The sequence below is a fragment of the Pseudomonas sp. 58 R 3 genome, from assembly GCF_900006605.1.
Classification (GTDB): domain Bacteria; phylum Pseudomonadota; class Gammaproteobacteria; order Pseudomonadales; family Pseudomonadaceae; genus Aquipseudomonas; species Aquipseudomonas salomonii.
In genome coordinates this window covers 1-26,918 of record NZ_CVTT01000068.1, presented here as the reverse complement: position 1 = coordinate 26,918, position 26,918 = coordinate 1, and the positions used below count along the sequence as shown (strand labels likewise).

The 26,918-nt window shown below is 60.9% G+C and carries 20 protein-coding genes; 9 read left to right on the top strand and 11 right to left on the bottom strand.

Features of this window, described 5'->3' with window-relative positions; genetic code table 11:
- Position 1: 1 nt before the first annotated feature.
- Positions 2 to 5,146 (bottom strand): dermonecrotic toxin domain-containing protein, encoded by a 5,145-nt coding sequence (locus BFP92_RS23100; protein ID WP_065931263.1) that lies wholly within the window; start codon positions 5,144 to 5,146, stop codon positions 2 to 4.
- 183 nt (positions 5,147 to 5,329) lie between these two features.
- Here BFP92_RS23100 and BFP92_RS23095 point away from each other — a divergent pair, with 183 nt between their 5' ends.
- A complete protein-coding gene (locus BFP92_RS23095) occupies positions 5,330 to 6,367 on the top strand; it encodes an Ldh family oxidoreductase (protein WP_065931262.1) in 1,038 nt (345 codons plus the stop codon).
- A gap of 78 nt (positions 6,368 to 6,445) precedes the next feature.
- Here the strand turns inward: BFP92_RS23095 and BFP92_RS23090 are convergent, their stop codons facing one another.
- A complete protein-coding gene (locus BFP92_RS23090) occupies positions 6,446 to 6,766 on the bottom strand; it encodes an ElaB/YgaM/YqjD family protein (RefSeq protein WP_056860283.1) in 321 nt (106 codons plus the stop codon).
- 163 nt (positions 6,767 to 6,929) lie between these two features.
- Between BFP92_RS23090 and BFP92_RS23085 the strand changes: the two genes are divergently transcribed.
- Positions 6,930 to 7,184 carry a hypothetical protein gene (locus tag BFP92_RS23085; RefSeq protein WP_003190904.1) on the top strand — a complete coding sequence of 85 codons (255 nt, stop codon included), beginning with the start codon at positions 6,930 to 6,932 and terminating at the stop codon, positions 7,182 to 7,184.
- Here the strand turns inward: BFP92_RS23085 and BFP92_RS23080 are convergent.
- Positions 7,177 to 8,076 carry a LysR family transcriptional regulator gene (locus BFP92_RS23080; RefSeq protein ID WP_065931261.1) on the bottom strand — a complete coding sequence of 300 codons (900 nt, stop codon included), beginning with the start codon at positions 8,074 to 8,076 and terminating at the stop codon, positions 7,177 to 7,179. The genes BFP92_RS23085 and BFP92_RS23080 overlap by 8 nt on opposite strands.
- 91 nt (positions 8,077 to 8,167) lie before the next feature.
- On the opposite strand from BFP92_RS23080, the gene BFP92_RS23075 reads away from it, so the two are divergent.
- A complete protein-coding gene (locus BFP92_RS23075; protein ID WP_065931260.1) occupies positions 8,168 to 9,094 on the top strand; it encodes a carbon-nitrogen hydrolase family protein in 927 nt (308 codons plus the stop codon).
- Positions 9,095 to 9,204: 110 nt separating this feature from the next.
- On the opposite strand, the gene BFP92_RS23070 is transcribed toward BFP92_RS23075, so the two are convergent.
- Genes BFP92_RS23070 through BFP92_RS23060 form a run of 3 tightly spaced genes read right to left on the bottom strand, consistent with a single transcriptional unit; the run spans position 9,205 to position 11,664 of the window.
- On the bottom strand, positions 9,205 to 9,762 hold the full coding sequence (locus BFP92_RS23070) for a GNAT family N-acetyltransferase (protein ID WP_065931259.1): 558 nt from the start codon (positions 9,760 to 9,762) through the stop codon (positions 9,205 to 9,207).
- Entirely contained in the window at positions 9,762 to 10,223 is a 462-nt protein-coding gene (locus BFP92_RS23065) for an LEA/WHy family protein (protein WP_065931258.1), read from the bottom strand. Before BFP92_RS23065 ends, BFP92_RS23070 begins: the two co-directional genes overlap by 1 nt.
- A 13-nt stretch (positions 10,224 to 10,236) precedes the next feature.
- Positions 10,237 to 11,664, bottom strand: a complete 1,428-nt coding sequence (locus BFP92_RS23060) for a nucleobase:cation symporter-2 family protein (protein ID WP_065931257.1) — start codon at positions 11,662 to 11,664, stop codon at positions 10,237 to 10,239.
- Between the two features lie 235 nt (positions 11,665 to 11,899).
- On the opposite strand from BFP92_RS23060, the gene BFP92_RS23055 reads away from it, so the two are divergent.
- Entirely contained in the window at positions 11,900 to 13,525 is a 1,626-nt protein-coding gene (locus tag BFP92_RS23055; RefSeq protein WP_065931256.1) for a methyl-accepting chemotaxis protein, read from the top strand.
- Between the two features lie 35 nt (positions 13,526 to 13,560).
- On the opposite strand, the gene BFP92_RS23050 is transcribed toward BFP92_RS23055, so the two are convergent.
- Complete coding sequence (locus BFP92_RS23050) at positions 13,561 to 14,676, bottom strand: Gfo/Idh/MocA family protein (protein ID WP_065931255.1); 1,116 nt, start codon at positions 14,674 to 14,676, stop codon at positions 13,561 to 13,563.
- Between the two features lie 429 nt (positions 14,677 to 15,105).
- Between BFP92_RS23050 and BFP92_RS23045 the strand changes: the two genes are divergently transcribed.
- The 5 genes from BFP92_RS23045 to BFP92_RS23025 all read left to right on the top strand — a co-directional run bounded on the left by BFP92_RS23045 (position 15,106) and on the right by BFP92_RS23025 (position 20,516).
- The gene (locus BFP92_RS23045) at positions 15,106 to 16,143 is read left to right on the top strand and encodes a WD40/YVTN/BNR-like repeat-containing protein (protein ID WP_170875859.1); all 1,038 of its coding nucleotides are present in this window, start codon (positions 15,106 to 15,108) and stop codon (positions 16,141 to 16,143) included.
- Positions 16,144 to 16,158: 15 nt separating this feature from the next.
- Positions 16,159 to 18,534: an efflux RND transporter permease subunit gene (locus BFP92_RS23040; RefSeq protein WP_065931253.1), complete on the top strand. Its 2,376-nt coding sequence runs from the start codon at positions 16,159 to 16,161 to the stop codon at positions 18,532 to 18,534.
- 188 nt (positions 18,535 to 18,722) lie between these two features.
- Positions 18,723 to 19,019: a DUF5629 family protein gene (locus BFP92_RS23035; RefSeq protein ID WP_065931252.1), complete on the top strand. Its 297-nt coding sequence runs from the start codon at positions 18,723 to 18,725 to the stop codon at positions 19,017 to 19,019.
- Complete coding sequence (locus BFP92_RS23030) at positions 19,006 to 20,181, top strand: lactonase family protein (RefSeq protein ID WP_065931251.1); 1,176 nt, start codon at positions 19,006 to 19,008, stop codon at positions 20,179 to 20,181. Before BFP92_RS23035 ends, BFP92_RS23030 begins: the two co-directional genes overlap by 14 nt.
- Before the next feature lie 155 nt (positions 20,182 to 20,336).
- Positions 20,337 to 20,516 (top strand): hypothetical protein, encoded by a 180-nt coding sequence (locus BFP92_RS23025; protein ID WP_065931250.1) that lies wholly within the window; start codon positions 20,337 to 20,339, stop codon positions 20,514 to 20,516.
- Positions 20,517 to 20,642: 126 nt separating this feature from the next.
- Here BFP92_RS23025 and BFP92_RS23020 read toward each other — a convergent pair whose 3' ends face one another.
- The 4 genes from BFP92_RS23020 to BFP92_RS23005 form a co-directional block, all read right to left on the bottom strand.
- The gene (locus BFP92_RS23020) at positions 20,643 to 21,236 is read right to left on the bottom strand and encodes a glutathione S-transferase (protein WP_065931249.1); all 594 of its coding nucleotides are present in this window, start codon (positions 21,234 to 21,236) and stop codon (positions 20,643 to 20,645) included.
- Positions 21,233 to 24,871 (bottom strand): AAA family ATPase, encoded by a 3,639-nt coding sequence (locus BFP92_RS23015; RefSeq protein ID WP_065931248.1) that lies wholly within the window; start codon positions 24,869 to 24,871, stop codon positions 21,233 to 21,235. Before BFP92_RS23015 ends, BFP92_RS23020 begins: the two co-directional genes overlap by 4 nt.
- On the bottom strand, positions 24,868 to 26,109 hold the full coding sequence (locus BFP92_RS23010; RefSeq protein WP_065931247.1) for an exonuclease SbcCD subunit D C-terminal domain-containing protein: 1,242 nt from the start codon (positions 26,107 to 26,109) through the stop codon (positions 24,868 to 24,870). The genes BFP92_RS23015 and BFP92_RS23010 overlap by 4 nt, the downstream gene beginning before the upstream one ends.
- A gap of 176 nt (positions 26,110 to 26,285) precedes the next feature.
- Entirely contained in the window at positions 26,286 to 26,585 is a 300-nt protein-coding gene (locus tag BFP92_RS23005) for a DUF6124 family protein (RefSeq protein WP_083221788.1), read from the bottom strand.
- Between the last annotated feature and the right edge of the window lie 333 nt (positions 26,586 to 26,918).

Genomic DNA, 26,918 nt, shown 5'->3' with positions numbered 1-26,918 from the left:
CTCAAGCCCCCGTATCCAAAACACGGCCCAGCTGCGTAATCAAGTAAGTCACCGAGTCGGCATTGGCCAAAATCGTGTCAATGCGTTTGTCGGCGTTACTCATGAAGACGTCGCGGGCATCCTTGAGGTCCTTGGTGCCGGTGGTGTTCAGGACTTTTTGTCGCACGTGAGCCGTTGCAGTGTCAGGCCCGTAGTCTTCCCATTGCGCCGAGTAATCATCCCAGGTCTTGAACAACATCGTTGCGGGCGTCAGGGTGGAGAGCGCCGTACTTTGCAGGTCCTCCAGGGTTGTTTTGAGGATACGGGCGCCCGGTTTGGCCGCGTTGATCAGGTCATGGAAAGGCCGCATCGAATCGAGGTAGGCGATGTCCTCGGTATCGAGCTTCAAGTGGGTCAATTCGTGGATAAGGGTACTGGCTCTGGCGTGGGCCGATATGTCGAAGGGGGAGTTCAAGCGGTTCTGGTAGTTATCCATACACGGGTCGAAGAACCGGTTGAGCAGATACAGCTTGCGCTCCCTGTCTTCAGGAATGATAAAGGCGTACTGGCGCGCTGCGCTGATACGGCTGGTCCCGCTGACAAAACGTTTGGAGTCGGGACTGGTCAGGGTGGGGTCGCTTAACTCATCCAATATCAGGTCGACTATTCTCTCGATTTTGCTTACGTGACCCGGCGTCAAACGGATGACCCCGAACAGCTCACCCAAAAACCGGCCGACTCGGCTATCGGGAGCGCGCTGTTTTGCAAACTCAACGATGTTGCGCTTGCACGTGACGGTGTAATACGTCGCAACATTCAGCGCTTCGTTGATAACCTGCGCTTTCCAGCTGGACAGTGCGGCAATTTCCCTTATGCCCGTTGCCTCAATGTTGATCGCCTCCCGTTCGCCGGCCCGCGTCTGCATGCGCGACATGACTTTACCAAACCGCGGGTTGTGCAGGCTGAGGTCCAGCACCCATTTGCCCTGTGTGTTACGGCCCACGTAGGCGCCCACGTGTTCATCCTTGGCCAGTCGCCAGCGATCGCGGGTTTTCTTCACTGAGTACACCTTGCCTGCCAGCGGCACATAGTCTTTCAAGGTCGTCTTGTCCGTGTAAACATGGCTGAAAGTACTTCGCTGCAAGTCCTTCAGCGCGACATCATGCTCTTCGAAAGCCTGCAAACGAGTGCGCGAGGGCGCGGTGATATCCAGGGCAGCCAGGCTCGTGGCGGCAGGCAAAGTCTCATCTGAAAGGTCAGCCTCCGGCACTTCGGTTTCGGTGGGTGGCGCGGCTTCGGTGCCCTCAAGCTCACTGCGCAACGCGGCCATTTGCGCCACGCCCTTGATAAAGTGCTTCAGACCGGCCTTCCATTGGTGCAACTGCAATTCATCGGCTGAGCGCTTGAACAGCGTGTAGCTGCGCCACACCATCAGCGGGTACGCGAGTTTTCCGGCCATGAACTGCACAGCCGTAGGGATGCCCTCGCCCAAAAGAACCCTGATTCGGTCCCAGAGTGATTTGGCGCCTTCCTCGAACTGCCCGGCCAGCATCTTGAGCAATAGCAGGGTGTTGTCATTGAACAAGAAGTGAAGGGCATTGCCGGTGACGGCGTTAAAGGCTGTGCGGATATCGACGGGGCGATGACGGTTGTCTTGCAGTAGATTGCGGTAGGTAGCTTGATGCGGCGCCTCCAGGTGCAGGATGATCCACTCCTGAAGCGCTCCCGGCCTGCCCAATTCATCCAGCAAGGCTTGCTCGTTCGTGTACTCCTTGAGGGCATGGTTGTCGCTATAAGGTGCATACATCACCAACGGGCCAGCGTTGCCGGTCGTTGGACCTATCAGGTAAACGCCCGGCACCCTGGCGGGCGTGGCGCCTTCGGTTGCAATCAACTCCAAAGGTCGAAGCGTGGCCGCTGCACTGTCCAGCTCAGCTCGGGCCAGGGCGTCGGGCATGTCAAACACCTGTTGCACGTAACTCAGCCCTTGGGCTGTCAGCCGTTCCTGCAGCCTTTGCTCATGGGCAAATTGCAACGTTTGCCAGGGCAGCTGTCGGCAAAACAAACGCCGGCGCTTGAGGCCCTCATCCGTGTTGGTGTCCAGCTGCGTTTGCAACAGCTTTTGGTAAGCCGTTTTCAGGTCCAGCTGGCGGACCATTTGCACCACGGCGCTGGCATCGAGTGCAGCTGGCAGGGCGGTGGCGGTCCGTGAGCGTAAACGGATGTTTTCGGCATCCAGATCCGGCCAATGCCGCAAGGCAAAATCGGTCAGGCTGAAGACGTGCACGTCGAGGGCCTGATGCACCGGGATCAGCACGTTATCGGGGTCCAGCGTGTGATCGGGGAAGCGCGCCTTAAGCAATTTCAGCAGTGCCGCGTGCGTGTGTGCGCGCATCGACGTGATGCCATGCAGGTAGTCTTCTGTGTCTGGGGCGCTGTTGTGATATTGCTCAAGCAGTTCGGCTTGATGGATCTGCTCCTTGGGCGACGCCATGCCCAGCCAGACCGGCAGGGCCTGTTGATGGGCCATGGCACTCGCCACCGCCGTGGCGCGTGCCAGGTTGGTGGGGGCAGGCTGCTCCAGAGCCGTTTCAATGCAGTCTTGCAGGGGGCGAGCGGCCAATGGGGTCGAAAGCAACTGATCGATACTGTGCATGACCTGGTCGTTGTAAGTTTTCAGGCGATTGTCCAGCAGGTTGTCGTCAATGCGTTGCAGGGGGCCAAGCCGATATGCCTGGTGGGGCGCGCGCAACGAAATCGGCAGGTTTTCCAGCAGGACCAGGCGTTTGATCGGGTGCTGCAGGCGCCCGGTCATCGCCTTGTGCAAGGCCTGCACCGAAGCAAATACCTCATACCCGCGCCGCGGCGTCCAGAGCACGGCCTGCCCCGAACGCTGCGGGTCGATACCACCGCGCTCAGTCAGTACAAACAGATTGGCAAGGGGTTGGGCGGTGTCGCAGGTGCCGAGGTTCAGGGTCAAGGCGTAGGCATCCGGCAGAAAGCCGTTGAGGCCATGTCGGGTCAGGCGCACAAGGCTCTCGGTGCGTAGCAGGGTATCCACCACCGCGTGGCTGCCGGACAACAGTGTTTTCCCTAACAGCCTCAGTTCGGCTTCACTGCGCAGGCCGAGCAGCATCGAGTGCGCCTGTTTGTTGCTCATGTTGCTGAGGAACAGCCTTGGAAGCCGGCGCATCTCGTGGTTGGCAAATACCTTCAAGACCTGGTTATTGATCATATTGAAGGTACTTAAGGTCATGCTGGGCAACTTCAGGGCCACGTGTGGTTCGAGCTTCCTGTAAAACCCGGTTGTGGGGACGTGGGGAGCGGGAGGTGCTTCACCGCTCAGGCGCTCGATGAAGTGGTCAACCATGCTCACCGACCTCAATGGCGGGCGCTCTTCACGCTCCTGGGCATGCGTTGGGTAAGTATTGATATAGACCTCTTCGGCCTTGAGCGGCAGGCGCTGTGATTGCAGCTCTGCATTCAAGGCGACAGCGACCATTGAGCGCAATGTCGGCTGGTGCTTGCGCTCGTTGGCCAGCGCATCCTCGGCGGCGCGCAAGCGCTTGAGATGTAGTTTTGCGTGTTCGGCCTGCACGGTGGAGGGCCTGTCGTTGCCGCTGGTAACGAGGTGCGTCGTCCAGCGCCCGGCGGTTTCCATTGCCGCCAGGCGACTGTCGAGCATCGTGCGTATGTCCAGGGCGCAATCGAGCAGCGCGTCCAGGTTGATCTGGCCATCACTGCGCCGGTAAAGGTCCAGTGCGTGGTTCATATTGCTGATTTGCTTGGTCGCAATGCCTTCGAGCATGCCGCCTAAAACCTTGCCCGTAACGGGCAGGGCGGTGATGTTTATCTGGTCCAGGCCTGTAAACGTGTCGCGCTCGTCCAGAGACAGAAAATTGAGCAGCTCATCTTCGTGGCCGGCGGCCTTGAGCATGCTCAACAACGTATCTTTGAGCGCCTGCATGTCCTTGAGCACCTGCACCCCACGCGATTGCGTGTACAGGTAGGCGTGGCTCTCGCTGATCAACAGTGTGCTGGCCAGTTCCACGTAGTGCTGATAGGGCGCATGCAGGCGTACGGTTTCCACGCTCAGTTTTCTGGCGTGAGCATTACGGGCGTGATGGTCTGGCAGGAACAAGGCTTGAAGGGTGTGGCTTTCGTCGGCACTGAGGATTTGCTCCTGGCGCTTGAGCAACACATCCAGGCGAAATTTATCCGCCATCACCTGGGTAAAGAGTTCCAGGCGTGAGGTTTCATTGCCGATGTCTTCGTTCCAATAGGTTTTCAGCAGGCTGTCCAGCAGTTTCGAGAGGCTACCGGAGGTTTCCTTGATCAGGGTTTCCCAATACTGCTGATCTTGTTCGCGTTCTGCCGAGGTGAAGGTACTGGTGATGTGTTTCGGATTGAAATACTCACGGGTCTGGTCCTTGGGCCAGGCATGTTTCACATAAAACTGCAGCAACGCCTCGCTCAGCGGCAGGGAATTGGCCCAGCGTCGCTGACCGCCCGCCGGGTCCTGGATAAAAAAATTCACCCGTGTATCGCGTTGATCCAGGTTGGGGAAATACGAGCGCGCCATGATGCCGAGCAGCGTGTCGAGCATGCCGTACAACGTCGGGGTCTTTTGCAGGTGCTCGAGTACGGTGCGCACGTTATCCAGCTGGCAGGCCTCAAGGGCTTGCTCCTGGTCTTGCATGACGGCGCCTTCGACAACCGTGGTGGTCAGCGTTATCGGCGTGCCGGCGGGCAAGGCGTTGCGCTGCGCAACCGACAGAAAGCTCATCAATTGGACACGCTGCACCGTATCCGCCAATTGCTCGGCGACATCGACAAGCAGGCTGGCAGGGTCGTCAAACACCTGAATACCGCCATAAGGCGTGTAAAGCAGTGCTTTGCCGGCGTCCGGGGTGGGGCTCATCACAAAGGCGCCGGCCAGTGGAAAGGGCGCCTGGCCCGACACATTGATCATTAGCCTTTCGACACTCATGGGGTAGGTTTGCCGTTCGGGGTCCTTACGCGCGGCATCGTTGGCCTGATACACCGTATGCAGCCAATCAAGGTCTTTGACGGTCAGCCCCAGCGCACGCTCGCGTGCGCTCGGCGAGTTTCTTTTAATCGGCAGTAAAAATTCGTCAAAAAAATACGCCGGGGTAACGCCGGTCATGGGCTTGCTCCAAAGGGCAGGGGAATGACAGGCTAAGGCCATATGAGCGGCGGGCGGGGGTAACTATTGAGGCCCGTCGCAAGTTGACAGCAGGCACAGTGCGTGGTGTTTAATCGGGCACTTGAATGTCCATTCGTTGCCTCTCCTAATCATAAAAACGCAATCATAAAAACGGAGCTTCAAATGTCTGCGCAGTCTCCGACAGTTGCCAAGGCTTCAACCGCAATCGGCTTCACCGAGTTAGTCGCGCTGCTGCAACAGGTCTTTGTGCGGCACGGCACATCCGCGCAGGTGGCGGCGATCCTTGCGCACAACTGCGCCAGCGCCGAACGTGACGGCGCCCATAGTCACGGCGTGTTCCGCATTCCGGGGTATGTATCGACGCTCAACAGCGGCTGGGTCAATGGCAAGGCTGTGCCCGTGGTCGAGGACGTCGCCGCAGGCTTTGTACGTGTAGATGCCGATAACGGGTTTGCCCAACCGGCGCTCGACGCCGCGCGCTCGCTGTTGGTAGAGAAGGCGCGCAGCGCCGGGATCGCGCTACTGGCGATTCGCAATTCTCATCACTTTGCGGCGTTATGGCCTGATGTCGAGCCCTTCGCCGAAGAAGGCCTGGTGGCCTTGAGCGTGGTCAACAGCATGACCTGCGTGGTGCCCCACGGTGCGGATCGCCCCTTGTTCGGCACCAACCCCATTGCCTTTGCCGCGCCGCGTGCCGATGGGCCGCCCATCGTGTTTGACCTGGCTACCAGCGCGATCGCCCATGGCGACGTGCAAATCGCGGCGCGCAAGGGCGAGCGCCTGCCACCGGGCATGGGCGTGGACAGCCTGGGCCAACCGACCCAGGACCCCAAAGCGATTCTTGAAGGGGGCGCACTGCTGCCATTTGGCGGGCACAAGGGCTCAGCGCTGTCGATGATGGTCGAGTTGCTGGCGGCGGCACTCACGGGCGGCAATTTCTCATTCGAGTTCAATTGGGCCGATCATCCAGGGGCGCGCACACCCTGGACCGGCCAATTGCTGATCGTGATCGACCCGAGCAAAACCGCCGGGCAAGGCTTTGCCGAGCGCAGCCAGGAACTGGTGCGGCAGATGCATGCGGCGGGGTTGCGGCGGTTGCCGGGGGATCGGCGCCATCGCACGCGGGTAAAGTCGCAGGAAACCGGCATCGAGATCGATGCGCAGGAGCTCAAGCAGTTACAGGCACTGGCCGAAGGGTAAAAGAAAAGGCTGCGCCAGTGGCGCAGCCTTTATCACGCAGCCTCGATGGGTTGGTCTCGATGGCGTAATCTCGATGGTTTAGTTACGACGACCCAGCAACAGGCCGACCACCAGGCCAAAACCTGCAGAAATCGCCACGGTCTGCCATGGGTGGCCACCGATATAGTTTTCGGTGGCATCCACCACCGGCTTGCTGCGCTCACGCACGTTGGACACCGAGTCCAGCGCTTGCTTGAGCTTGATTGCAACCTGCTCGCGCAGCGTCTCACCTTCTTCGCCTACCAGCGAAGCGCTGCTTTTGAGCAGCTTGTCCGACTCTTCGATCAAGGCCGTCAGTTCACTGAAAGCTTGATCCTTGATTTGATCTTCGACAGCTTGGGCGGCAGTTTTGCGGGCCATTGTGTGACTCCTTGCGAGTGAATGTGACAGTGAACAATGGAGTGTCGGGCTTGGCTAAAAGTTGCAGTTTTTTTGCCGTGAGCGGTTTGCAGGTAAAATCCGGATCAGGATGGTTCGACCTACAGTGTAAGATGTCACCTATTTGTGCAGCAGGTAATTCAACATGAGCTTCAATCTGGCCAACAAAACCCTCGCCGAACGCGCCGAGCTGGAAGATGAAAAGTCCCGCCTCTACGACCTGTGGCAAACCAATCTGGGCAAGGCCAAGGGCGAAGCGGCGCGTTTGTTCGGCGAGCGTGCCAAGCGCAAAGGCAAGTGGGCTGAGTGGGTACGTGCCGAGCTTGATGGCATGTCGCCGCCGGAGTTTTCCAACATGGTGCGCAGCGAAGTCAACAAACTGATGGCCGCTGCTAAGTAAAGCTGGCCACAATCGCTTCGCGCACTTTGAGCAACAGCGGATCCAGCTGCGCCTGGGTGCGCCAGCCCAACTCCACCGGGTAGCGCGGCAGCGCCAGTGGGCAGGGCAACACACGCAAGCCGGTCATCTGCGCAATCGCTTCGGCGGCATGCCCGGGAATCGTCGCCACTGCCGCGCTGCCCTTGAGCAAAAACGGCAGCCCGGCAAAGTGACTGGTGGACGCACACACCTGGCGGCTCAACCCGTGCGCCGCCAACCCTTCATCGGTAATCCCGATAAACCCGCCCGACGACACCAGCACATGCTCGCGTGCCACGAACTCCGCAAGGCTGATGCCGTGTTGCCCCGGCGCCAGGCTGTGCGGGTCGACCAGGCAGCGGTAGTCGCCTTCGCCCAGCACGTGCCGGCTCAACCTGCGCTCGGCAAAGCCGCCGGCGGCGATCGCCAGGTCCAGGCTGCGCTCGAGCAGGGCGCCTGCCACGATCTGGCTGTGGGTCTGGCGGAAGATCACCCGCAGTTTCGGCGCGCGCCGGGCAATTTCTGCCATCAGCCGCCGCCCATGGGCAATCTCGAAGTCATCGGACAAGCCCAGCACCACCGAGCGGCCCTGATAGTTCGGGTTGGCCGGGTTGATCATTTCCAGGCTCTGCCGACAACGGTCCAGCGCCTCGCTGATCACCGGTTTCAACTGATTGGCGCGCAAGGTCGGCGCCAGCCCACGCCCGGTGCGCACAAACAGTGGGTCGTCGTACACGTCACGTAAACGTCGCAGGCCGGCGCTGATCGCCGATTGCGTGACGCCCAGGCGCAAGGCTGCGCGGCTGGCGCTGGACTCGTCGTGCAAGGCTTCGAAGGTTTTCAGCAGGTTCAGGTCAACCTGGGCGATATTCATTTGGCTCATATCATTTAGCACTGAAGTGGGCTTTATTCATGATTGCCCCTCGCCGGAGAATGGGCAACCCCCTTTCTCTGGAGAGAACCTGATGCCCATTTCTACCGTAGCGGCGTTACAGATCGGAGCCTTGCCGGGTGGCAAGGCTGACACCCTGGCCCAGATCCTCACCTACGAGGGCGCGATTGTGCGCAGTGGCGCGCAATTGGTGGTGATGCCCGAAGCATTGCTCGGCGGGTATCCGAAGGGCGAAACCTTCGGCACGCAGTTGGGCTACCGCTTGCCGGAAGGCCGTGAAGCCTTTGCGCGCTATTTTGCCAATGCCATCGATGTACCGGGCGCCGAGACCGAGGCGCTGGCGGGGCTATCCGCGCGCACCGGTGCCAGCCTGGTACTCGGCGTGATCGAGCGCAATGCCAGCACGTTGTATTGCACCGTGTTGTATTTCGAACCCACCGGCGGCCTGGTGGCCAAGCACCGCAAACTGATGCCCACCGGCACTGAACGACTTATATGGGGCACGGGCGATGGCTCGACCTTGCCGGTGATCGACGCTGCCGTCGGGCGCTTGGGCGGCGCGGTGTGCTGGGAAAACATGATGCCGCTGCTGCGCACGGCGATGTACGCCAAAGGTGTGCAAGTGTGGTGCGCGCCGACGGTGGATGAGCGCGAGATGTGGCAAGTGAGCATGCGCCACATCGCCCATGAAGGCCGCTGCTTTGTGGTGAGCGCCTGCCAGGTGCAGGCTTCGCCGGCGGCGTTGGGCACGCAGGTTGCCAATTGGCCGTCAGAGCGCCCGTTGATCGCGGGCGGCAGTGTGATTGTCGGGCCGATGGGTGACATCCTGGCCGGGCCACTGGTGGGGGAAGAAGGGTTGCTGACTGCGCAGATCAACACCGATGATCTGGTGCGGGCGCGCTATGACTATGACGTGGTGGGGCATTACGCGCGGCCCGACATATTCGAGTTGGTGGTGGATGAACGCGCCAAACCGGGTGTGCGCACACTGACAGATTAAACACGGTAAAAATGTGGGAGCGGGCTTGCTCGCGAAAGCGGTGGGTCAGTCACCTTGGATACTGGCTGAAAAACCGTCTTCGCGAGCAAGCCCGCTCCCACATTGGACTTTCACTGTTTGGGAGATCTGAATGCCAACCACTCCTGGCGGGTAATCTCCCAAATGTCGCGTGGGAAGGTGCCTTCTACAAACTCACCCATCTGCGTGCGGATCCAGCGCATCCCCGTGCGCTCGGAGATCCGCCGCGATGCCAGATTGGGCGCAGCCTTGGGCACGCGCATCCGCGGGCGCTTGAGCACTTCGAACCAGTAGTGCGTCACCGCCGCACTGGCTTCGGTCATAAAGCCCTGGCCTTGCCATTGCGGGCCCAGCCAGAAGCCTCGGTTATCGTCTTCCTCGTCCGTCAGGTTGATATTGCCGATCATCGGTTGCGGCGCACTTTTAAGGCGGATCGACCAATGCCATTGGTCGCCACGGGCCATGCCCGGCAAGGCTACCTGTTCCAGGTAGCGGCGCGCGCCATCGGCCGGGTACGGCCAGGGCACCTCGGCAGTCAGGTAACGCACCACATCCCAATGCGCGAATTGCGCCTGGATGTCCTCGGCATCGTCCAGGGTCAGCGGGCGCAGGATCAGTCTTTGGGTAAACAACGTCGGTTGCATGGCCATTACCAGGTTGCGGTGTTGGGCAGGTTCAGGGTGCCACGCTCCACAAAGCGCATGGTGCCGAACAGGCCACCCGCCAGTTTGCCGCGCAGTGTGTAGGGCAGGTTGTTCAGGCTTTGGGTCTGGCTCAGCCCCAAGGTCTGACGCAACACGGAGAACGCCGAAACACTCACCGGCACCATCAGCACCCTCTCGGAAAACCGTGGGATGCTGCCGGCCTGGTCGCTTACCCCGGACGCCAAGGGGCGCCCATTGACGTCCAGGTCCAGGGCCACACCACTGTAGTCGATCGCCGTTTCATTGGGGTTTTGTACCCGCAACTTTACGGCGAAACGCACTTCCAGGTCCTGGCTTTGCAGCGGTTCGATGCCCACCACGCTGATATTGACCGGGTCGCGATTGGGGAACAGCGCGCAGGCGCTCAAGGTCAGCAACAGCAGCGATAGAACCATGAGCTTGCGCATACCAAAGGTGCTCCTATTTCGTGACGTCCGGATCCTGCATGACCTTGAGAGTAGAGGACTCCGGATCAAATTCATCCTCTTCCAGCTCTAAGAACTCCTCGGGCAGGAAAATGTTCAGCACGATTGCACAGAACGCGCCCACGGTGATCGGCGATTCAAAGATGTTGTGCAGCGCCTTGGGCAGGTCGCGCAGCACCTCCGGTACGGCGGCCACACCCAGGCCCATGCCCAATGAGATCGCCACGATCAGCACATTGCGGCGGTGCAGCCCGGCTTCGGCGAGGATCTTGATCCCGGCCACGGCCACGGTGCCGAACATGATCAGCGTGGCGCCGCCCAATACCGGCTTGGGCATCAGTTGCAGCACTGCGCCGATCATCGGGAACAGCCCCAGCAGCACCAGCAGGCCGGCGATAAAATACGCAACGTAGCGGCTGGCCACACCGGTCAGCTGGATCACGCCGTTGTTTTGAGCGAAGGTCACCATGGGCAGGCTGTTGAACGTCGCCGCCATCGCCGAGTTGAGGCCGTCGGCCAGCAGGCCGGACTTGATGCGCTTGATGTACAGCGGGCCCTTGACCGGTTGCTGGGAAATCATCGAGTTGGCCGTCAGGTCACCGGCGGCTTCCAGCGGTGAAATCAGGAAGATCACCGCCACCGGGATAAACGCCACCCAGTCGAACGAAAAACCATACTTGAACGGCACCGGCACACTGATCAGCGGCACCTGGGGCAGCGCGGCCATGTCGACGCGGCCCATCCACCAGGCCACCACAAAACCCAGGGTCAGGCCGATCACGATCGAACCCAGGCGCACGAACGGGTTACTGAAGCGGTTGAGCACCACGATGGTCAACAGCACCAGCGCGGCCAGCCCCATATTGCCCGCGGCACCCAGGTCGCTGGCCCCGAAGCCGCCGGCCATGTCGGTGACCGCTACCTTGATCAGCGACAAACCCATCAAGGTAATGATGGTGCCGGTGACCACCGGAGTGATCAGCTTGCGCAGTTTGCCGATGAACTGGCTGAGCACCACCTCGATAAACGCGGCGAAAAAGCAGATGCCGAAAATCGTCGAGAGGATCTCATCGGTACCGCCGCCCCGGGCCTTGACCATGAACCCGGCGCTGAGGATCACGCTGATAAACGAAAAGCTCGTCCCCTGCAGGCACAACAGGCCGGAACCGATCGGGCCGAAGGTACGCGCCTGCACAAAGGTGCCGAGCCCGGACACGAACAGCGCCATGCTTACCAGGTAAGGCACCTCGCTTTCCAGGCCGAGCACGCCGCCGACGATCAACGTCGGGGTGATGATGCCGACGAAGCTGGCAAGCACATGTTGCAGCGCGGCAAAGATCGCTGCGGTGAAATGCGGGCGGTCTTCCAGGCCATAGATCAGGTCGGATTTATAGCGCGGGCGGGGGGCTTGAGCGTCAGACAAAGTACGGGCTCGGGTCAGAAAATGGAGGCGCAGGATGCCAGAAAGTGCCAGCCCTCAGAAGTGTAAAAAAATATTTATAAAAGCCCTGCGCAAAACCTCAGGATCTGCCGATATCTCGTATAGGCCCACATTCCAACCATAACAGTGGTGACCAAAGATCAGAGCGGCGCGTTGACGCCCACTGATCGTTTCGCGGCATGGACGCTCGCAAACACTCCTTCTGAGAGCAACCCCTATGTCCCTACGTCATTTGAATATTGCCCCTCGCGCGTTTCTCGGTTTCGCATTCATTGCGTTGTTAGTGGTGGTGTTGGGGGTGTTTGCGGTCAGCCGCATGACGCAGATCCGTCAGTCGTCGGTGGAGATGACCTCCACGCAACTGCCCAGCGTCACGTACCTGGGCAACATCACCGAAAACGTGCTGCGCTTGCGCATCCTCTCTTTTCGCGTGTTGGTCAACCGCGAGCCTGTCGGCCTGCAGGAAGCCGAAACCCGCATGGGCGTCCTGACCGACAAAGTAAAAACCGCCCAGGCCGGGTATGCGCCGCTGCCGGCGGGGCCGGAGGAAGCAGCGTTGTACAAGGCATTTGTGAGTACGCTGGACAACTACCTCAAGGCACAGGCCGAAATGCTGGCCTTGTCCAAACAAAACAAAGTCGAGGAGATGCGTGCGTTAATTAACACGCGTATCAAGGACGGTACTGACCAGATGGGTGAGCAGCTCAACAAGCTGATCGCCATCAATGCCGCCGATGCCAGGGATGCCGACACCTTGGCCGGGTCGAGTTATCAAGGCGCGATTACCGGCGTAATTGTCTTCTCAGTCGCTGCCGCCGTGCTGACGGTCCTGCTCGCCTGGCTGCTGACCCGCAGCATCGTCACGCCGCTGCGCAAAGCGTTGGAAGTGGCCCAGACCATTGCCGGCGGTAACCTGACAACCGTTATCGAAGACGCCGGCAAGGATGAGCCTGCGCGCCTGCTGGGCGCCTTGTCGGCGATGCAAACCAACCTGCGCCAGACCATCCAGCACATCGCCGGCTCGGCCACGCAACTGGCCTCGGCCGCCGAAGAATTGAGCGCGGTGACCGAAGAAGCCTCCAAAGGCCTGCAACAGCAGAACAACGAAATCGACCAGGCCGCCACGGCCGTCAACGAAATGACCGCCGCCGTCGAAGAAGTGGCGCGTAATGCGGTGTCTACTTCAGAAGCTTCCAGCCAGTCCAACCAGGCGGCGCGGGAAGGGCGTGACCGTGTGGTGGAAACCGTCGGCGCCATTCAGACCATGACCCAGGATGTGCAAAACACCGCACGGATGATTGAAGGCCTGGCGACCCAGGGCCGTGATATCGGCAAGGTCCTCGACGTGATCCGCGCGATTGCCGAACAGACCAACCTGCTGGCACTTAATGCTGCGATTGAAGCCGCACGCGCCGGTGAAGCCGGGCGTGGGTTTGCCGTGGTGGCCGATGAAGTCCGCGCCCTGGCGCACCGCACCGCGCAATCGACCCAGGAAATTGAAAAAATGGTCGCCGGCATCCAGAGTGGCACCGGCGACGCCGTGCAGTCGATGCAGCAGAGCAACCAGCGCACCCAGACCACCCTGGAACTGGCGCGCGCTGCCGGTGTGGCCCTGGAACAGATCACCGAATCGATCAGCCTGATCAACGAGCGCAACCTGGTGATCGCCAGCGCCTCGGAAGAACAGGCCCAGGTGTCCCGTGAAGTGGATCGCAACCTGGTCAATATCCGCGACCTCGCGACTCAATCGGCGGCAGGCGCCAACCAGACCAGCGCGGCCAGCCATGAACTGTCGCGCCTGGCGGTGGATTTGAATGGGATGGTCGCGCGGTTCGTTATCTGAATCGAGCACACGGGGGAGCGCGCCGCTCCCCTTGATCAGACCTCACCTACGTTGACCCAGCGCTCCTCGCGGGCGGCCAGACGAATCGCCGTGGCCAGCCGCTCGACCGCCCACGCGGCTTCAAAGTCAGTACCCGCAGCGCCTTGCCCCGCCAGCGCCATGACCAGCTCCTGAACTTCCAGGGTCTTCAACTCGTTGTATCCCAACTGATGCCCGGCGGCAGGGCTGAATGCGGCATAGCCGGGCAGGGCGGGACCGGCGAGCACACGCTGGAAACCGTCCTGACCGGCGCGGCATACGCGCAGTTCATTCAAACGTTCCTGATCGAATGCCAAGGTGCCTTGAGTGCCGCTGATTTCAAAACTCAAGTGATTTTTGTAGCCCTGCTTGAGCCAACTGCTGCTCACGGTGCCACGGGCGCCGTTGGCAAAGCGCAGCAGGGCATGCACCTGGTCGTCCACCGCGATCGATTTCAGGTCGCTGCCGCCTTTGACGGCCGGGCGTTGCGCATGCACGGTGTGGGTGTCGGCACACACGCTCACCACATCGCCCACCAGATAACGCGCCATCGACAGCAAGTGGCTGCCCAGATCCGCCAGTGCGCCGCCGGCATGTTCCACTTCACAGCGCCACGACCAGGGCGAGGCCGGGTCGGCCATGAAGTCTTCGCTGAATTCGCCCTGGAAGCTGATGATCTCGCCCAGTTCGCCGTCGATAATCATCTGCCTGGCCAGGCCAATCATCGGGTTGTGCTGGTAGTTGTAACCGACACGCGTGACTACGCCGGCCGCATGTGCGGCGCGGCGCATGGCGTCGGCCTGCTCTAGGCTGACCGCCAAGGGTTTTTCGCAATACACCGCTTTGCCCGCCGCAATGGCCGCCATGGCCATGGGGTAGTGCAAGTGATTGGGCGTGGTGATGGCCACTACATCGACATTAGGGTCATTGACCAGCGCCTGCCAGTCACCGTGGGCCTGGGCAAAGCCCCAGGCCGTGGCGCAACGCTTGGCGCGTTCGGTGTCGGCATCGGCCAGCGCTGCCAGCTTGAGGTGTACCGGCAGTTCGAATACTGCGCGGGCATTGTTGAACGCCAACGCATGGGCGCGGCCCATGAAGCCTGTGCCGATCAAGCCGATTCCGAGTTCACGCATCGCCGTGGTCCTTTGGATTATTGTTGTCAGGAAGGTTATTAATGGAATAAAAATTCGCTAAATTCAATAGATAGAATAAAAATTCATTAAGCTCGCTCGTTCCCACGCTCCGCGTGGGAACGCAGCCAAGGACGCTCTGCGTTCGCTCTTGAAGTCGTGACGCGGAGCGTCACAGGCCGCATTCCCACGCGGAGCGTGGGAACGCGCATCAAACGGGCATCAGTCTGCGTAATGCAGACATATTCAGGCCAACGCCAAACACCCTCAGTTAACAAAAGATAACGTAGCGCCGATTGTCAGACGATTCCAAAGCCCGATAGGATGGCCCCTGCTTCCTCCAGGCGCTCTAGATTGCAGGTTTCAGAGCCCGGGAAGGCGAGACCACCTAACAATAATAAATGGGGAGAAAGGTCTATGAGTGAGCCTGTCATGGGTTGGGCTGTTTGCCGCCCGCGCGCCGCACGCAAGGTTGCGATGCTGGCCACAGCGCTCTCGCTGCTTGGGGTGTTGTCGACACCCGCGCTGGCAGCCGGCGACACCAGCGGCGCACAGCCGGTATTTGCAATTGAATCCCCCAAGGCCGCCAAGGGCCTGATGATCGATGTGGTGCATGCCGGCAAGCGCCTGGTGGCGGTCGGCGATCGCGGGCACATCCTGTATTCCGATGACCAGGGCCGTTCCTGGGCCCAAGCCAAAGTGCCGACCCGGCAACTGCTCACGGCGGTGTATTTCGTCGACGATAAACACGGTTGGGCGGTGGGCCATGACGCGCAGATCCTCGCCACCACCGACGGTGGCGCCACCTGGGCCCAGCAGTTTCAGGACCTCAAGCGCGAAGCGCCATTGCTCGATGTGTGGTTCAAGGACGCCGCGCATGGCCTGGCCGTGGGTGCCTACGGTGCGCTGATCGAAACCACCGACGGCGGCAAAACCTGGGACGATGTGAGCGATCGCCTCGACAACGAAGACCAGTTTCACCTCAATGCCATCGCCTCCATCAAGGGGGCCGGGCTGTTTATCGTCGGCGAGCAGGGCAGCATGTTTCGTTCCCGCGACGACGGCCAGACCTGGGAAAAACTCGAAGGCCCGTATGAAGGCTCGCTGTTCGGTGTGATCGGCACCGCCCAGCCGCAGACGCTGTTGGCCTATGGCCTGCGCGGCAATCTGTACCGCTCCAGCGATTTTGGCAGCACATGGGAGCAGGTCCAGTTGAATGCGGCCCGTGGTGCCCTGGAATTTGGCTTGTCGGGCGCGGCGTTGCTCGATGACGGCGCCATCGTGGTGGTCGGCAACGGCGGCAGCGTGGTGGTCAGCCACGACGACGGCCAGACCTTCAGCGTGTTCAACCGCCCGGACCGCATTTCACTGTCCTCGGTCACGGCGGCGGGCAATGGCAACTTGATTCTGGCGGGGCAGGGCGGCGTTCGTGTTGCCCAGCCGACCGGCGCTGAACTCGAAAAACAATAAGAAGGCGGGGAAAGAATGAGCAGTCATCACAACGATAAAGCGACCTTTCTTGAGCGCCTGATCTTCAACAACCGCCCGGCAGTGATCGTTATCTGCCTGCTGGTGAGTATTTTCCTGTTCTGGCAGGCGACCTTGATCCGCCCGTCCACCAGCTTTGAAAAGATGATCCCGCTCAAGCACCCCTTCATCGAAAAGATGATGGAGCACCGTAACGACCTGGCGAACCTGGGCAACACGGTGCGTATCTCGGTGGAGGCCAAGGACGGCGACATCTTCTCGAAGGAATACATGGAGACCCTGCGGCAGATCAACGACGAGGTGTTCTACATCTCCGGCGTCGACCGCTCGGGCCTCAAGTCGCTGTGGAGCCCCAGCGTGCGCTGGACCGAAGTCACCGAAGAGGGCTTTGCCGGCGGTGAAGTGATCCCGCAAAGCTACAACGGCTCGCCGCAAAGCCTCGACCAACTGCGCAACAACGTGCTCAAGTCCGGCCAGGTCGGGCGTCTGGTGGCCAACGATTTCAAGTCGAGCATCGTCGATATTCCGTTGTTGGAGTCCTACCCGGACCCGCAGGACCAAGGCAAGTTGCTGGCCCTGGATTACCGCAAGTTTTCCCATGAACTCGAAGACAAGATCCGCGACAAATTCGAAGCCCAGAACCCCAACGTCAAGATCCACATCGTCGGGTTTGCCAAGAAGGTCGGTGACCTGATCGACGGCCTGGTGATGGTGGTGATGTTCTTCGGCATCGCGTTTGTCATCACCTTGATCCTGCTGCTGTGGTTCACCAACTGCCTGCGCAGCACCGTCGCGGTGTTGAGTACCACCCTGGTGGCGGTGATCTGGCAATTGGGGCTGATGCACTTTTTCGGCTTCGGCCTCGATCCCTATTCGATGCTGGTGCCGTTCCTGATCTTTGCCATCGGTATTTCCCACGGCGTGCAGAAGATCAACGGTATCGCCCTGCAATCGAGTGAGGCGGACAACGCACTGACCGCGGCGCGGCGCACCTTCCGGCAATTATTCCTGCCCGGCATGATTGCGATCCTCGCCGACGCCGTGGGCTTTATCACGCTGCTGATCATCGACATCGGCGTGATCCGCGAGCTGGCCATCGGCGCGTCCATCGGCGTGGCGGTGATTGTGTTCACCAACCTGATCCTGCTGCCGGTGGCGATCTCCTATGTCGGCATCAGCAAGCGTGCCATCGCCAGGAGCAAGAAGGACGCGCACCGCGAACACCCGTTCTGGCGCCTGCTGTCCAAATTCGCCAGCGCGAAGGTTGCGCCCGTCTCGATCCTGCTCGCGCTGGTCGCCTTCGGCGGCGGCCTCTGGTACAGCCAGAACCTCAAGATCGGCGACCTGGACCAGGGCGCACCGGAACTGCGCCCGGATTCGCGCTACAACAAAGACAACAACTTCATCATCAGCAACTACTCCACCAGCTCCGATGTGCTGGTGGTGATGGTCAAGACCAAGGCCGAGGGCTGTTCGCGTTATGAAGCCATGGCGCCCATCGACCAGTTGATGTGGAAGATGCAGAACACCGAGGGCGTGCAGTCGGCGATTTCGCTGGTGACCGTGTCCAAGCAGATGATCAAGGGCATGAACGAGGGCAACCTCAAATGGGAAACCCTGTCGCGCAACCCCGACGTGCTGAACAACTCCATTGCCCGCGCCGACGGCCTGTACAACAACAATTGCTCACTGGCGCCGGTGCTGGTGTTCCTCAACGACCACAAGGCCGAAACCCTCGACCGCGCCGTGCATGCGGTGCAGGACTTCGCCAAGGAAAACAACCGGGACGGCCTGGAATTTATCCTCGCCGCCGGTAACGCCGGGATCGAGGCCGCCACCAACGAGGTAATCAAGGAGTCGGAGCTGACCATCCTGATCCTGGTGTACCTGTGCGTGGCGACCATGTGCATGATCACCTTCCGCTCTTGGGCGGCGACCCTGTGCATCGTGTTGCCGCTGGTGCTGACCTCGGTGCTGGGCAACGCCCTGATGGCGTTCATGGGCATCGGCGTCAAGGTCGCGACCTTGCCAGTGGTGGCGCTGGGCGTGGGGATAGGCGTGGACTACGGCATCTACATCTACAGCCGTCTGGAAAGCTTCCTGCGCGCCGGCCTGCCGTTGCAAGAAGCCTACTACCAGACGCTCAAGTCCACCGGTAAGGCCGTGCTGTTCACCGGTTTGTGCCTGGCCATCGGTGTGTGTACCTGGATCTTCTCGGCCATCAAGTTCCAGGCCGACATGGGCCTGATGCTCACCTTCATGCTGCTCTGGAACATGTTCGGTGCGCTGTGGCTGTTGCCGGCACTGGCGCGGTTCCTGATCAAGCCCGAGAAGCTGGCGGGGCAGAAGGGCAATTCGCTGTTTGCACACTAACGGTCTAACGGTTTTACTCGGTTAACCGGTGGGAGCGGGCTTGCTCGCGAATGCGGTGTATCAGTCGCCAGATGCATAGACTGAACGACCGCATTCGCGAGCAAGCCCGCTCCCACATTAATTCCAGGTCCAACCTATAGGTTACGGCGTGGGCTATCATGGGCACTTTCCCCAAATGATTGACTGCCATGACTGCCGACACCGCTACCTTGCTCGATGCTTTTAAAGACTGCCAGATGGTCGAAATCGATGGGCTGCACACCTTCGATTTCAGCCTGGATGACCAGAAACTGTTGATCATTTGCATGGACGGTCGCGCCGAAAAGCGCTGGAGTTTCAGCCTGGAGCAAGTCAACGCGGCGGTGTTTGATCCAACCTTGCAAAGCTGGACCCTTACCGGTGACTCGGGCGAGCATCGCCTGGTGTGCATGAGTGGCATCACCGGCAACAATAACGACGAGGACGAAGCGGATGATAATGCGTAAATTCTGGCCCCTGCTGATGGCGGGCAGTGTTGGTGCGATGTCGGTGCAAGCCGCGCCGGCCGACACCTATGAACTGTTGGTGGGCAGCTACACCGCCGGCACCAGCGAAGGTATTTACCGCCTGCAATTTGACAGCCGCACCGGCCAGTTCAGTGGCAAGCCCGTGCTGGCGGCCAAGGCGGCCAACCCGTCGTGGCTGACGATATCGAAAGACCAGAAGCACCTGTTTGTGGTCAACGAAAACGGCCCAGGGCAAAAAGACCCGGTCGGCCGCGTCAGCAGTTACAGCATCAACCCGCAGAATCATCAGCTCAGCCTGATCAACCAGGTCCAAAGCCTGGGCAACGAACCGACCCATTCCAGCCTGGCCGCTGATGGCCGTTACCTGTTTGTCGCCAACTATTCGGTGCTGGAAGATCCGGGCGGCAGCCTGGCGGTTTTGCCGGTTGATGCCAATGGCAAGCTCTCGGCGCCGGTGCAACTGAGCGGGCACCCGGCCAGCCGCGTGAACCCGGAGCGTCAGGCCTCCAACCACGTACATTCGGTGGTGTCGTCGCCGGACGGCAAGTATGTGTTTGTGCAGGACCTGGGCGCCGACAAGGTGTTTGCCTACCACTACGACCCCAAGGCCAACCACGAACTGCCCTTGACCCCGGCCGATCCCGCCTTTGTGCAATTGCCACCGGGCAGCGGCCCGCGCCACCTGTTGTTCAGCGCCGATGGCAAGCATGCCTGGCTGACCACCGAAATGAGCGCCCAGATCGCGGTGTTCGATTACAACGACGGCAAACTCAGCCAGACCCAGTTGGTCGATTTTGCCGCCGGGCAGCCGGTGTCCGACAAGGCCGGAGCAGCGGTACATGCCTCAAACGACGGCAAATTCCTGTATGTGAGCAACCGCGGCACGGCCAACCAGATGCTGGTGTTCAGCGTCGACCCGGCCACCGCGCACCTCAAGGAACTGCAACGGCGTTCCGTTGAAGGTGACCACCCGCGCGAGTTCAGCCTGGACCCGAGCGGCAAGTTTTTGCTGATCGCCAACCAGAAAAGCAATGAAATCGTGGTGGTCGAGCGTGACCCCAAGACCGGCCTGCTGGGTAAAACCGTGCAGAAACAGTCGATCGATGCGCCCAGCGACCTCAAGTTCCTGGTGCGTCAATAAGCCACAGGCCCCGCAGTGCGGGGCCTGACCCTTTGTATTAATTCTATTGATAGCGGCTACTGTTTCAAAGCATTTCTAAGGTTCAACCCTCGGGCGTAAGTTTGGTTCCAAGGCCTTCCCGGCCACCTGACCAAACGAACACAAGGGTTACCGCCATGAACTTGAACCTCTTCTCCATCATCGCCGCTTCCGCCGTTTCCGCCACCGTGGCCCTGCCAGCTGCCGCCAGCGTGGAAGTCTCCGGCAAAAAATCCAACACCACCGCCTACACCCAGAAATACCTGCAACAAAGCGCCAACTTCTATGCCGCACTGGATCACAAAGCCCAGCACTGAGCTTGAGCCAAGCGACGGTCAAATGTGGGAGCTGGCTTGCCTGCGATGAAATCAACTCGGTGTATCAGTTGGACCGAGTCGTCGGCATCGCAGGCAAGCCAGCGCCCACATTTGATTGTGTGGATCTCAGGGTTTTGCCATTACCGCCACAAAAAGCGGCGATTCCAGAAAGCGCTGCAACCAATGCTGCAAGCGCTTGTACGGCGTCTGAGCAAACCACTCGCGATCCACATGCGCAAACTGGCGCACAAATGGCGCCAGTGCCGCATCTGCCAGGCTCAAATGCTCGGCCAGCAAGTAGTCATTTCCCGCCAGCAAACCTTCCAGCTTCTGCAAAAACACCTCGCCCTCGGCCCGATAGTGTTCCATCGGCTGCTCAGGGTAGCGCTCGGCGTACTTGTATCGATTCAAATGATGTTTGAACACCTGGTCGTTCTCAGCAATCAGTGCCTGAACCCTCGGGTCGCCCTGTAGCAACCAGTTATCAGGGTCGTGCTGCGCCAGCGCCCATTGCATGATCTCCAGGCTTTCCTCGATCACCCGGCCGTTCACGCAAAGCACCGGCACCGTGCCCTTGGGCGACAGCGCGAGCATCTCGGCCGGCTTGGCCTTGAGGCTCACTTCGATGATGTGCACGGGCACGCCCGAGTAACGCAAGGCCAGGCGCGCCCGCATCGCGTACGGGCAGCGCCGAAACGAATAGAGCAGCGCCTCGCTCACTTGACCTCCAGCGTACTCAAACCATTGCCCTGGCGCTTGACCTGGATCTGCACCGGGATGCGCTCATGCATTTCCTGCACGTGGGAGATCACCGCCACCTTGCGGCCCTGGGCCTGCAAACCGTCCAGCGCGTCCATTGCCAATTGCAGCGACTCGGGGTCGAGGCTGCCAAAACCTTCGTCGATAAACAGCGACTCGATCTTCAAGGTGCTCGACGCCATCGACGCCAGCCCCAACGCCAGCGCCAGCGACACCAGGAACGTCTCACCACCCGACAGCGAATGCACCGAGCGCAATTCGTCGCCCATCTCCGTGTCCATCACCAACAGCCCCAACATGCTGCCGCCGCGCTTGAGGCGATAGCGGCGCACCAGTTGGCGCAGTTGCACGTTGGCGTGGTGCACCAGCAGGTCGAGGTTGTAGGCCTGGGCGATCTTGCGGAACGTGTCGCCGGTGGCCGAGCCAATCAGCGCATTCAGGCGTGCCCAGCGCTGCCACTCGTCATAGGCCTTGGCGATATGCTCGCCCAGGACATGGTTGGCGTCCTGGCGACGTTGGTCTTCAGACTGACGCGCACGCAATTCGGCGCAGCGGCTGTCGCCCTCGGCCAGTTGCTGATTCAGCGCGGCGAGACTGCTGTCCAGCTGTTCGGCGTCCAGGTTGCCATTGTGCAAGGCCTGGTGTTCGGCCAGGCGCTGTTCGCGCTCTTGCAGCAACACCTTGGCTTGCTCCACGGCTTTTTCGCTGTGTTGCAACTGCTGGCGCAAGGCGCTGACCTGGCTGTCATCAAAGGCCAGCAAACGCGTCAGCCCGTCGTTATCGAGTTCTGGATGAAGCGCGCGCCATTCACCCAGGCGCGCGGCGAGGGTGTGTTGCTCGGCAGTCAGCGCCTGTTGGCGTTCCTGCAAGGCCTTGAGGTCGGCGGCCAATTGGATCAGAGCATCGCGGCTGTCTTGCAGCTGTTGGCTGGCGTCGCTGTCGCTGCGGCGTGATTGCGCCACGGCCTGATCCAGCTGCTGTTGCCACTGTTCGGCAGTGGCGTGCTCGCCCAGCAATGCGCTGAGCTGTGCCTGGGCGGCCTGTTGCTGCGTGGTCAGCTCGCTGACTTGCTGCTGCAAGGCTTCCAGCTGCTGCTGGCGATGCTGCTGATGGGTCTGTTCTTTCTCGATGGCCTGCTGGCGCTCTTGCTGTTCGGCCAACTCATCGCGCTGATGGCCCAACTGTTCCAGGCGCTGGCTGACGTGCTGGTCCAGTTGCATAAAGGTCGCTGCCGGTTCACGGCGCAAACCCTCGAGGGTGTCGGCCGGTAGCAGGCCGGCGAAGGCATGCAGTTCTTCGTCCAGGCGCTCACGGTCATTGGACAGTTCGCGCTGCTGGTCCACCAGCAACTGGCGGGCTTGCTGGCTGGCATCCTGGGCCGCTTGCAGTTGTTGCTGCAAACGCCCGGCATTTTGTTGCAGGTTGAGCAGGGCGCTTTGGCGTTGCTCATCCTGGGCAATGTTCTGCGTCAGCTGACTCAGCTGCTGGCCCAGCCAGGCGCTGCGTTTGGCGGCGTCCTGGTTGAACAGCGAGGCGGACAACGGGTGCGCTTGCAGGCTCGGCGTCAGGCTCTGCTGTTGCGCCGCCAACTGCTCCTGCTGGAGCAGGTACTCCTTTTGCTGGGCAATCAAGCCGCCCACTACGCCACGCAGTTCGGTGAGTTTTTCCTTGAGGGTGTCGACGGCCTTCTGCGCCGTGGCTTCTTCATTTTCATCATGGCGGCCAAGGCTTTGCAGCAAGGCTTCGGGCTGATGGTACGGATGCTCATGGCTGCCGCACACCGGGCACGGCTGGTCGTCCTGTAGCTGCTCGCGCAACTCCTCGACACTGGCACTGCGCGCCAGGCGCTGGCGTTCCAGCAGTTGCTTGGTGACCGACAGGGTTTGTTCGGCCACGGTGAGGTCGGCCTTGGTTTGCAGGCCGGTCTGGTTCAGCTGCTCGCGCTGTTGCTGCGCGTCTGCGAGTTTTTGCGTCAGCGCGGCGCTGTGTAGATCCAGCTGCTGTTGGCTGTCCCACAAACGGGTGAGGTCTTCAAAGGCGCGTTGCTGCTTGCGGTTGTCTTGCAAGAGGCCGGCGAGCAGTTGGATTTGTTCGGCCACGGCGTGCGGTTCGGCACCGGCTTCCTGGTACAGCAGGTCCAACGCCTCGCGTTGCTGGGTGAATTTTTCGGCCGCGGTGGTGGCTTTGTGTTCAAGCTGCGGCAGTTCGGCCTGGCCCTTGTTCAGGCGGTTGCCGATCTGCATCAGTTGCTGCAGGCGGTCGCGGTAGGCGGCCCAGGCGTCGCTGAGCGGTGCCAACGCGGCGCTGCGCTCAAGTTCAGCGGCCAGGCGTTGCAGGCGCCCGGTAACCTGGGCCTGCTTCTCCAGCAAGCCATTGAGCAACGATTGCCCTTCGGCGCAGGCGGTGTCCTGTTGCTGCTTGTCGTCGTTGCGTTTGGCCAGGTCTTTGCTCAGGTGGGCGAGGGTGCTCTGCTGTTCGAACGCCTGGCGCAGCAATGGCACGGCGTCGGCCTGGTGTTTCAAGGCGTCAGCCAAGGCGACCTGGGCGGCGGCCTGCTGCTGTTGCGCCTGCTCCTGGCGCGTTTGCAACGTGGTTTGCTGCTCGAGGTGCTGTTGAATCTGCACCGCCAGCGGCGTCAGCAGGGTGTCGAGTTCAGCCAGGCGCGCGAACTGATGGCGTTGTGGTGCTAACTGCTCCAGGCGGCTCAGGTCCTGACGTTGTGGGGCTTGGCTGTCCCAGACCTGTTGGGCTTGTTGCAACTGTTCGGTGGCACTGAGCTGGCGCTCCTGCCACTCACGCAGCTCCTTGAGCCAGGTGTGCTGCAATTCCAACTGCTTGAGTTGAGCCTGTTGGGTCTTGAGGTGCAGCTGCGCCTCGGCCAATTGCTGGTCGAGTTCGGCGCGGGCCTCAGGCGCCAGCGGCACCAGGCCGGTGGCCTGGTCTTGCAGCTGTTTATGCGCGTCCCGGGCATCCTTGGCCTTGTCGAAGGCGCGGCGGCCGAGCTGGGTGTACAGCGCGGTGTCGGTGAGCTTTTCCAGCAGTTCGCTGCGCTCATTGTCGTTGGCTTTGAGGAACGCGCTGAACTCACTTTGCGCCAGCAATACGGCACGGGTGAACTGCTCGAAGTTCAAGCCCAGGGCCAGTTCCAGCTGGGTTTTGTATTCGGTTTTCTGGCTGGCCAGCAGTTGGTCGCTGTCCAGGTCGATCAGGCTTTGGCGGCTGTTTTGCAACTTGCCGCTGGCCTTGTCGCGGGCGCGGTTGGCTTCCCAGCGCGCGCGGTAGCGGCGGCCGTTGACGCCGACAAAATCCACCTCGGCATACCCGCCGCCGGTGCCGCGGCGGATCAGGGTGCGCGGGTCGCCGATGGAGATATCGCTGTCGGCATCCGGCATCTTCGCCTGGCCGGTATCGCCCAGGCGCGGCACGGCGCCAAACAGGGCCAGGCACAAGGCATCCAGCAGGGTACTTTTACCCGCGCCGGTGGGGCCGGTAATTGCAAACAACCCGGCACTGGCCAGGGGCTCGGCGGTAAAGTCGATTTCAAACGGGCCGGCCAGTGAGGCGAGGTTTTTCAGGCGGATGGCGAGGATCTTCATGGCTGTTCGCCCTCCTGTTGCACTTCCTGGAGCAGCACGGCGAAGTCCTTCAAGGTCTGTTCATCCACCTCACTGCCGTAGTTGTCCTGCCAGGCGCGGCTGAACAGTTCCTGGGGCGTGAGCTGGTCCAGTTCGACCAGGCGCTCGTCGTCGGTGTCGTCGCTGCCGCGTTTGCCGGCGTATTCGGCGGCGATGCGCACCAGGCGCACGGCCTTGCCTTGCAGGGCGGTTTCGATTTGCTGGCGCAGGTCCGGTTGCGGCTCGTCGAGGCGCACACGCACTTCCAGCCAGGGGTGGCGCTGGGTTTCGGCGAGCAGGTCGATGTCGGGCAGGTCGGCCAGCTGCGCGAGGATATCCGCCAGTGGCGCGGCGTCCAGGCGTTGCAGGTTGACCGAGCGTGGGATCAGGCGCGGCTCGACACCCACCAGGCGTTGGCCTTGGAACGTCACATCGAGAATCTGGTGTTTGTAGCCGATTTCGGAAAAAGACAAGGGAATGGGCGAGCCGCTGTAGCGGATGCGCTCCTCGCCGTTGACCTGCTGCGGCTTGTGCAAATGGCCCAGTGCCACATAGCTCACACTGGCGTCGAACAGGCTGGCAGGCAGGGCTTCGGCATTGCCGATAATCAGGCTACGCTCGGAATCCTCGGACACCGAACCTCCGGCCATGTGCGCATGGCTGATGGCAATCAGCGCCTGGCCTTTTTTGCGTTTGGCATTGGCGGCCGCGATCAGCCATTCGTGTACCTGGCCGATGCCGCGCAAATAATCATCACCCAAGTGCGCACCGGTCACTTCCGCCGGGCGCAAAAACGGCAGCGCCAGGCACCAGGCGGCGATCTTGCCTTTGGCGTCGGGCAGCGGGATCAGCAAGCGCTCGGCGTCCAATTGGCCGTCATCCAGCCACAGCACGCGGCCCAGCGCGTGGGTGCGCAAACGGCGCATCAACGGCGCGGGCAGCTCGATCCGCGAGCCGGAATCGTGGTTGCCGGCGATCATCACAATGGTCAGTTTGGGGTTTTGTTCGTGAGCGCTGATGATGAAGTCATACAGGCGCTCCTGGGCCTTGAGCGGCGGGTTGACCGTGTCGAAGATATCGCCGGCGATCAGCAGCGCATCCGGTTGCTCGGCTTTGAGTTGGCCCAGCAGCCACTCGAGAAAACACGCGTGTTCGTAGTCGCGTTCCTGGCCGTGCAGGTTTTGGCCAAGGTGCCAGTCGGAGGTGTGGAACAGACGCAAGGCGAACTCCGTGGAGAAGATGAAAAGGAGGGGAGTTTACCTGTAAATCACCAACTCGGTGCTCGCGGGTGACCCAGGTCAAATGTGGGAGCGGGCTTGCTCGCGAATGCGGTGGTTCAGTCAGTACATGTGTGACTGACACACCGCATTCGCGAGCAAGCCCGCTCCCACAGGGGTTACGCGGCGTTCATGCACTCCAGTGCGCGGTCGGCAAGGGTTTTGGCCTGGTTGATCAAGTGCTCGGTGGCGCCGGCCATGTGGTGTTCATCGCCTGTCAGCGTTTGGCGCGTGCCTGCGGCAGTGGCGGCTGCACAGCGCAGCAAATCGCAGATTTGGGCGAGGGCGTCTTCGAAGCTGAGGTCGTGATGCACGGTGAAGGACGGCGGTGGGGCAGGTTGCAGGTAGTGGCGCAGGGCGCGCTCAAAGAGTTCGCGGTCGGGGGTGAAGCGGGGTGGGTCTGGGACGATTTTGGTCATGAATGAAACTCCTAAAAGGTTGGGAGCCATTCTTTTGCAGATCTCACTCAACAAAAGGTGGCAGCTATGTGCGGGGTGAGATAACCGGTCAGGAGCACCCGGCCAGACCTAAGTCTGCCCGCACACAGCCGCCATAGAGCATGTTGCTCGCGGTTGTGGCACTTGGCACTCCGTTCACAGGATCTCACTCCTGATCGCTGATATGCAGCGACGGAGCGAAGGCTAGCCAGTGAAGTGAGCAGGCGCAAGGCCGAAGGATTGTCTAGGAAACTTCCCGCAAATTAAAGGGATATGGACTGCTGGCCTTTAACAATGCATGTCGCCCAGGCAACA

What these genes read in the sequence shown, in the direction of transcription:
- BFP92_RS23075 (WP_065931260.1), top strand. Translation starts at nt 8,168, where the DNA reads ATGCCCATTTCTACCGTAGCGGCGTTACAGATCGGAGCCTTGCCGGGT.
- BFP92_RS23065 (WP_065931258.1), bottom strand. Translation starts at nt 10,223, where the DNA reads ATGCGCAAGCTCATGGTTCTATCGCTGCTGTTGCTGACCTTGAGCGCC.
- BFP92_RS23045 (WP_170875859.1), top strand. Translation starts at nt 15,106, where the DNA reads ATGGGTTGGGCTGTTTGCCGCCCGCGCGCCGCACGCAAGGTTGCGATG.
- BFP92_RS23085 (WP_003190904.1), top strand. Translation starts at nt 6,930, where the DNA reads ATGAGCTTCAATCTGGCCAACAAAACCCTCGCCGAACGCGCCGAGCTG.
- BFP92_RS23080 (WP_065931261.1), bottom strand. Translation starts at nt 8,076, where the DNA reads ATGAATATCGCCCAGGTTGACCTGAACCTGCTGAAAACCTTCGAAGCC.
- BFP92_RS23055 (WP_065931256.1), top strand. Translation starts at nt 11,900, where the DNA reads ATGTCCCTACGTCATTTGAATATTGCCCCTCGCGCGTTTCTCGGTTTC.
- BFP92_RS23025 (WP_065931250.1), top strand. Translation starts at nt 20,337, where the DNA reads ATGAACTTGAACCTCTTCTCCATCATCGCCGCTTCCGCCGTTTCCGCC.
- BFP92_RS23100 (WP_065931263.1), bottom strand. Translation starts at nt 5,146, where the DNA reads ATGACCGGCGTTACCCCGGCGTATTTTTTTGACGAATTTTTACTGCCG.
- BFP92_RS23090 (WP_056860283.1), bottom strand. Translation starts at nt 6,766, where the DNA reads ATGGCCCGCAAAACTGCCGCCCAAGCTGTCGAAGATCAAATCAAGGAT.
- BFP92_RS23015 (WP_065931248.1), bottom strand. Translation starts at nt 24,871, where the DNA reads ATGAAGATCCTCGCCATCCGCCTGAAAAACCTCGCCTCACTGGCCGGC.
- BFP92_RS23095 (WP_065931262.1), top strand. Translation starts at nt 5,330, where the DNA reads ATGTCTGCGCAGTCTCCGACAGTTGCCAAGGCTTCAACCGCAATCGGC.
- BFP92_RS23035 (WP_065931252.1), top strand. Translation starts at nt 18,723, where the DNA reads ATGACTGCCGACACCGCTACCTTGCTCGATGCTTTTAAAGACTGCCAG.
- BFP92_RS23005 (WP_083221788.1), bottom strand. Translation starts at nt 26,585, where the DNA reads ATGACCAAAATCGTCCCAGACCCACCCCGCTTCACCCCCGACCGCGAA.
- BFP92_RS23070 (WP_065931259.1), bottom strand. Translation starts at nt 9,762, where the DNA reads ATGGCCATGCAACCGACGTTGTTTACCCAAAGACTGATCCTGCGCCCG.
- BFP92_RS23050 (WP_065931255.1), bottom strand. Translation starts at nt 14,676, where the DNA reads ATGCGTGAACTCGGAATCGGCTTGATCGGCACAGGCTTCATGGGCCGC.
- BFP92_RS23040 (WP_065931253.1), top strand. Translation starts at nt 16,159, where the DNA reads ATGAGCAGTCATCACAACGATAAAGCGACCTTTCTTGAGCGCCTGATC.
- BFP92_RS23030 (WP_065931251.1), top strand. Translation starts at nt 19,006, where the DNA reads ATGATAATGCGTAAATTCTGGCCCCTGCTGATGGCGGGCAGTGTTGGT.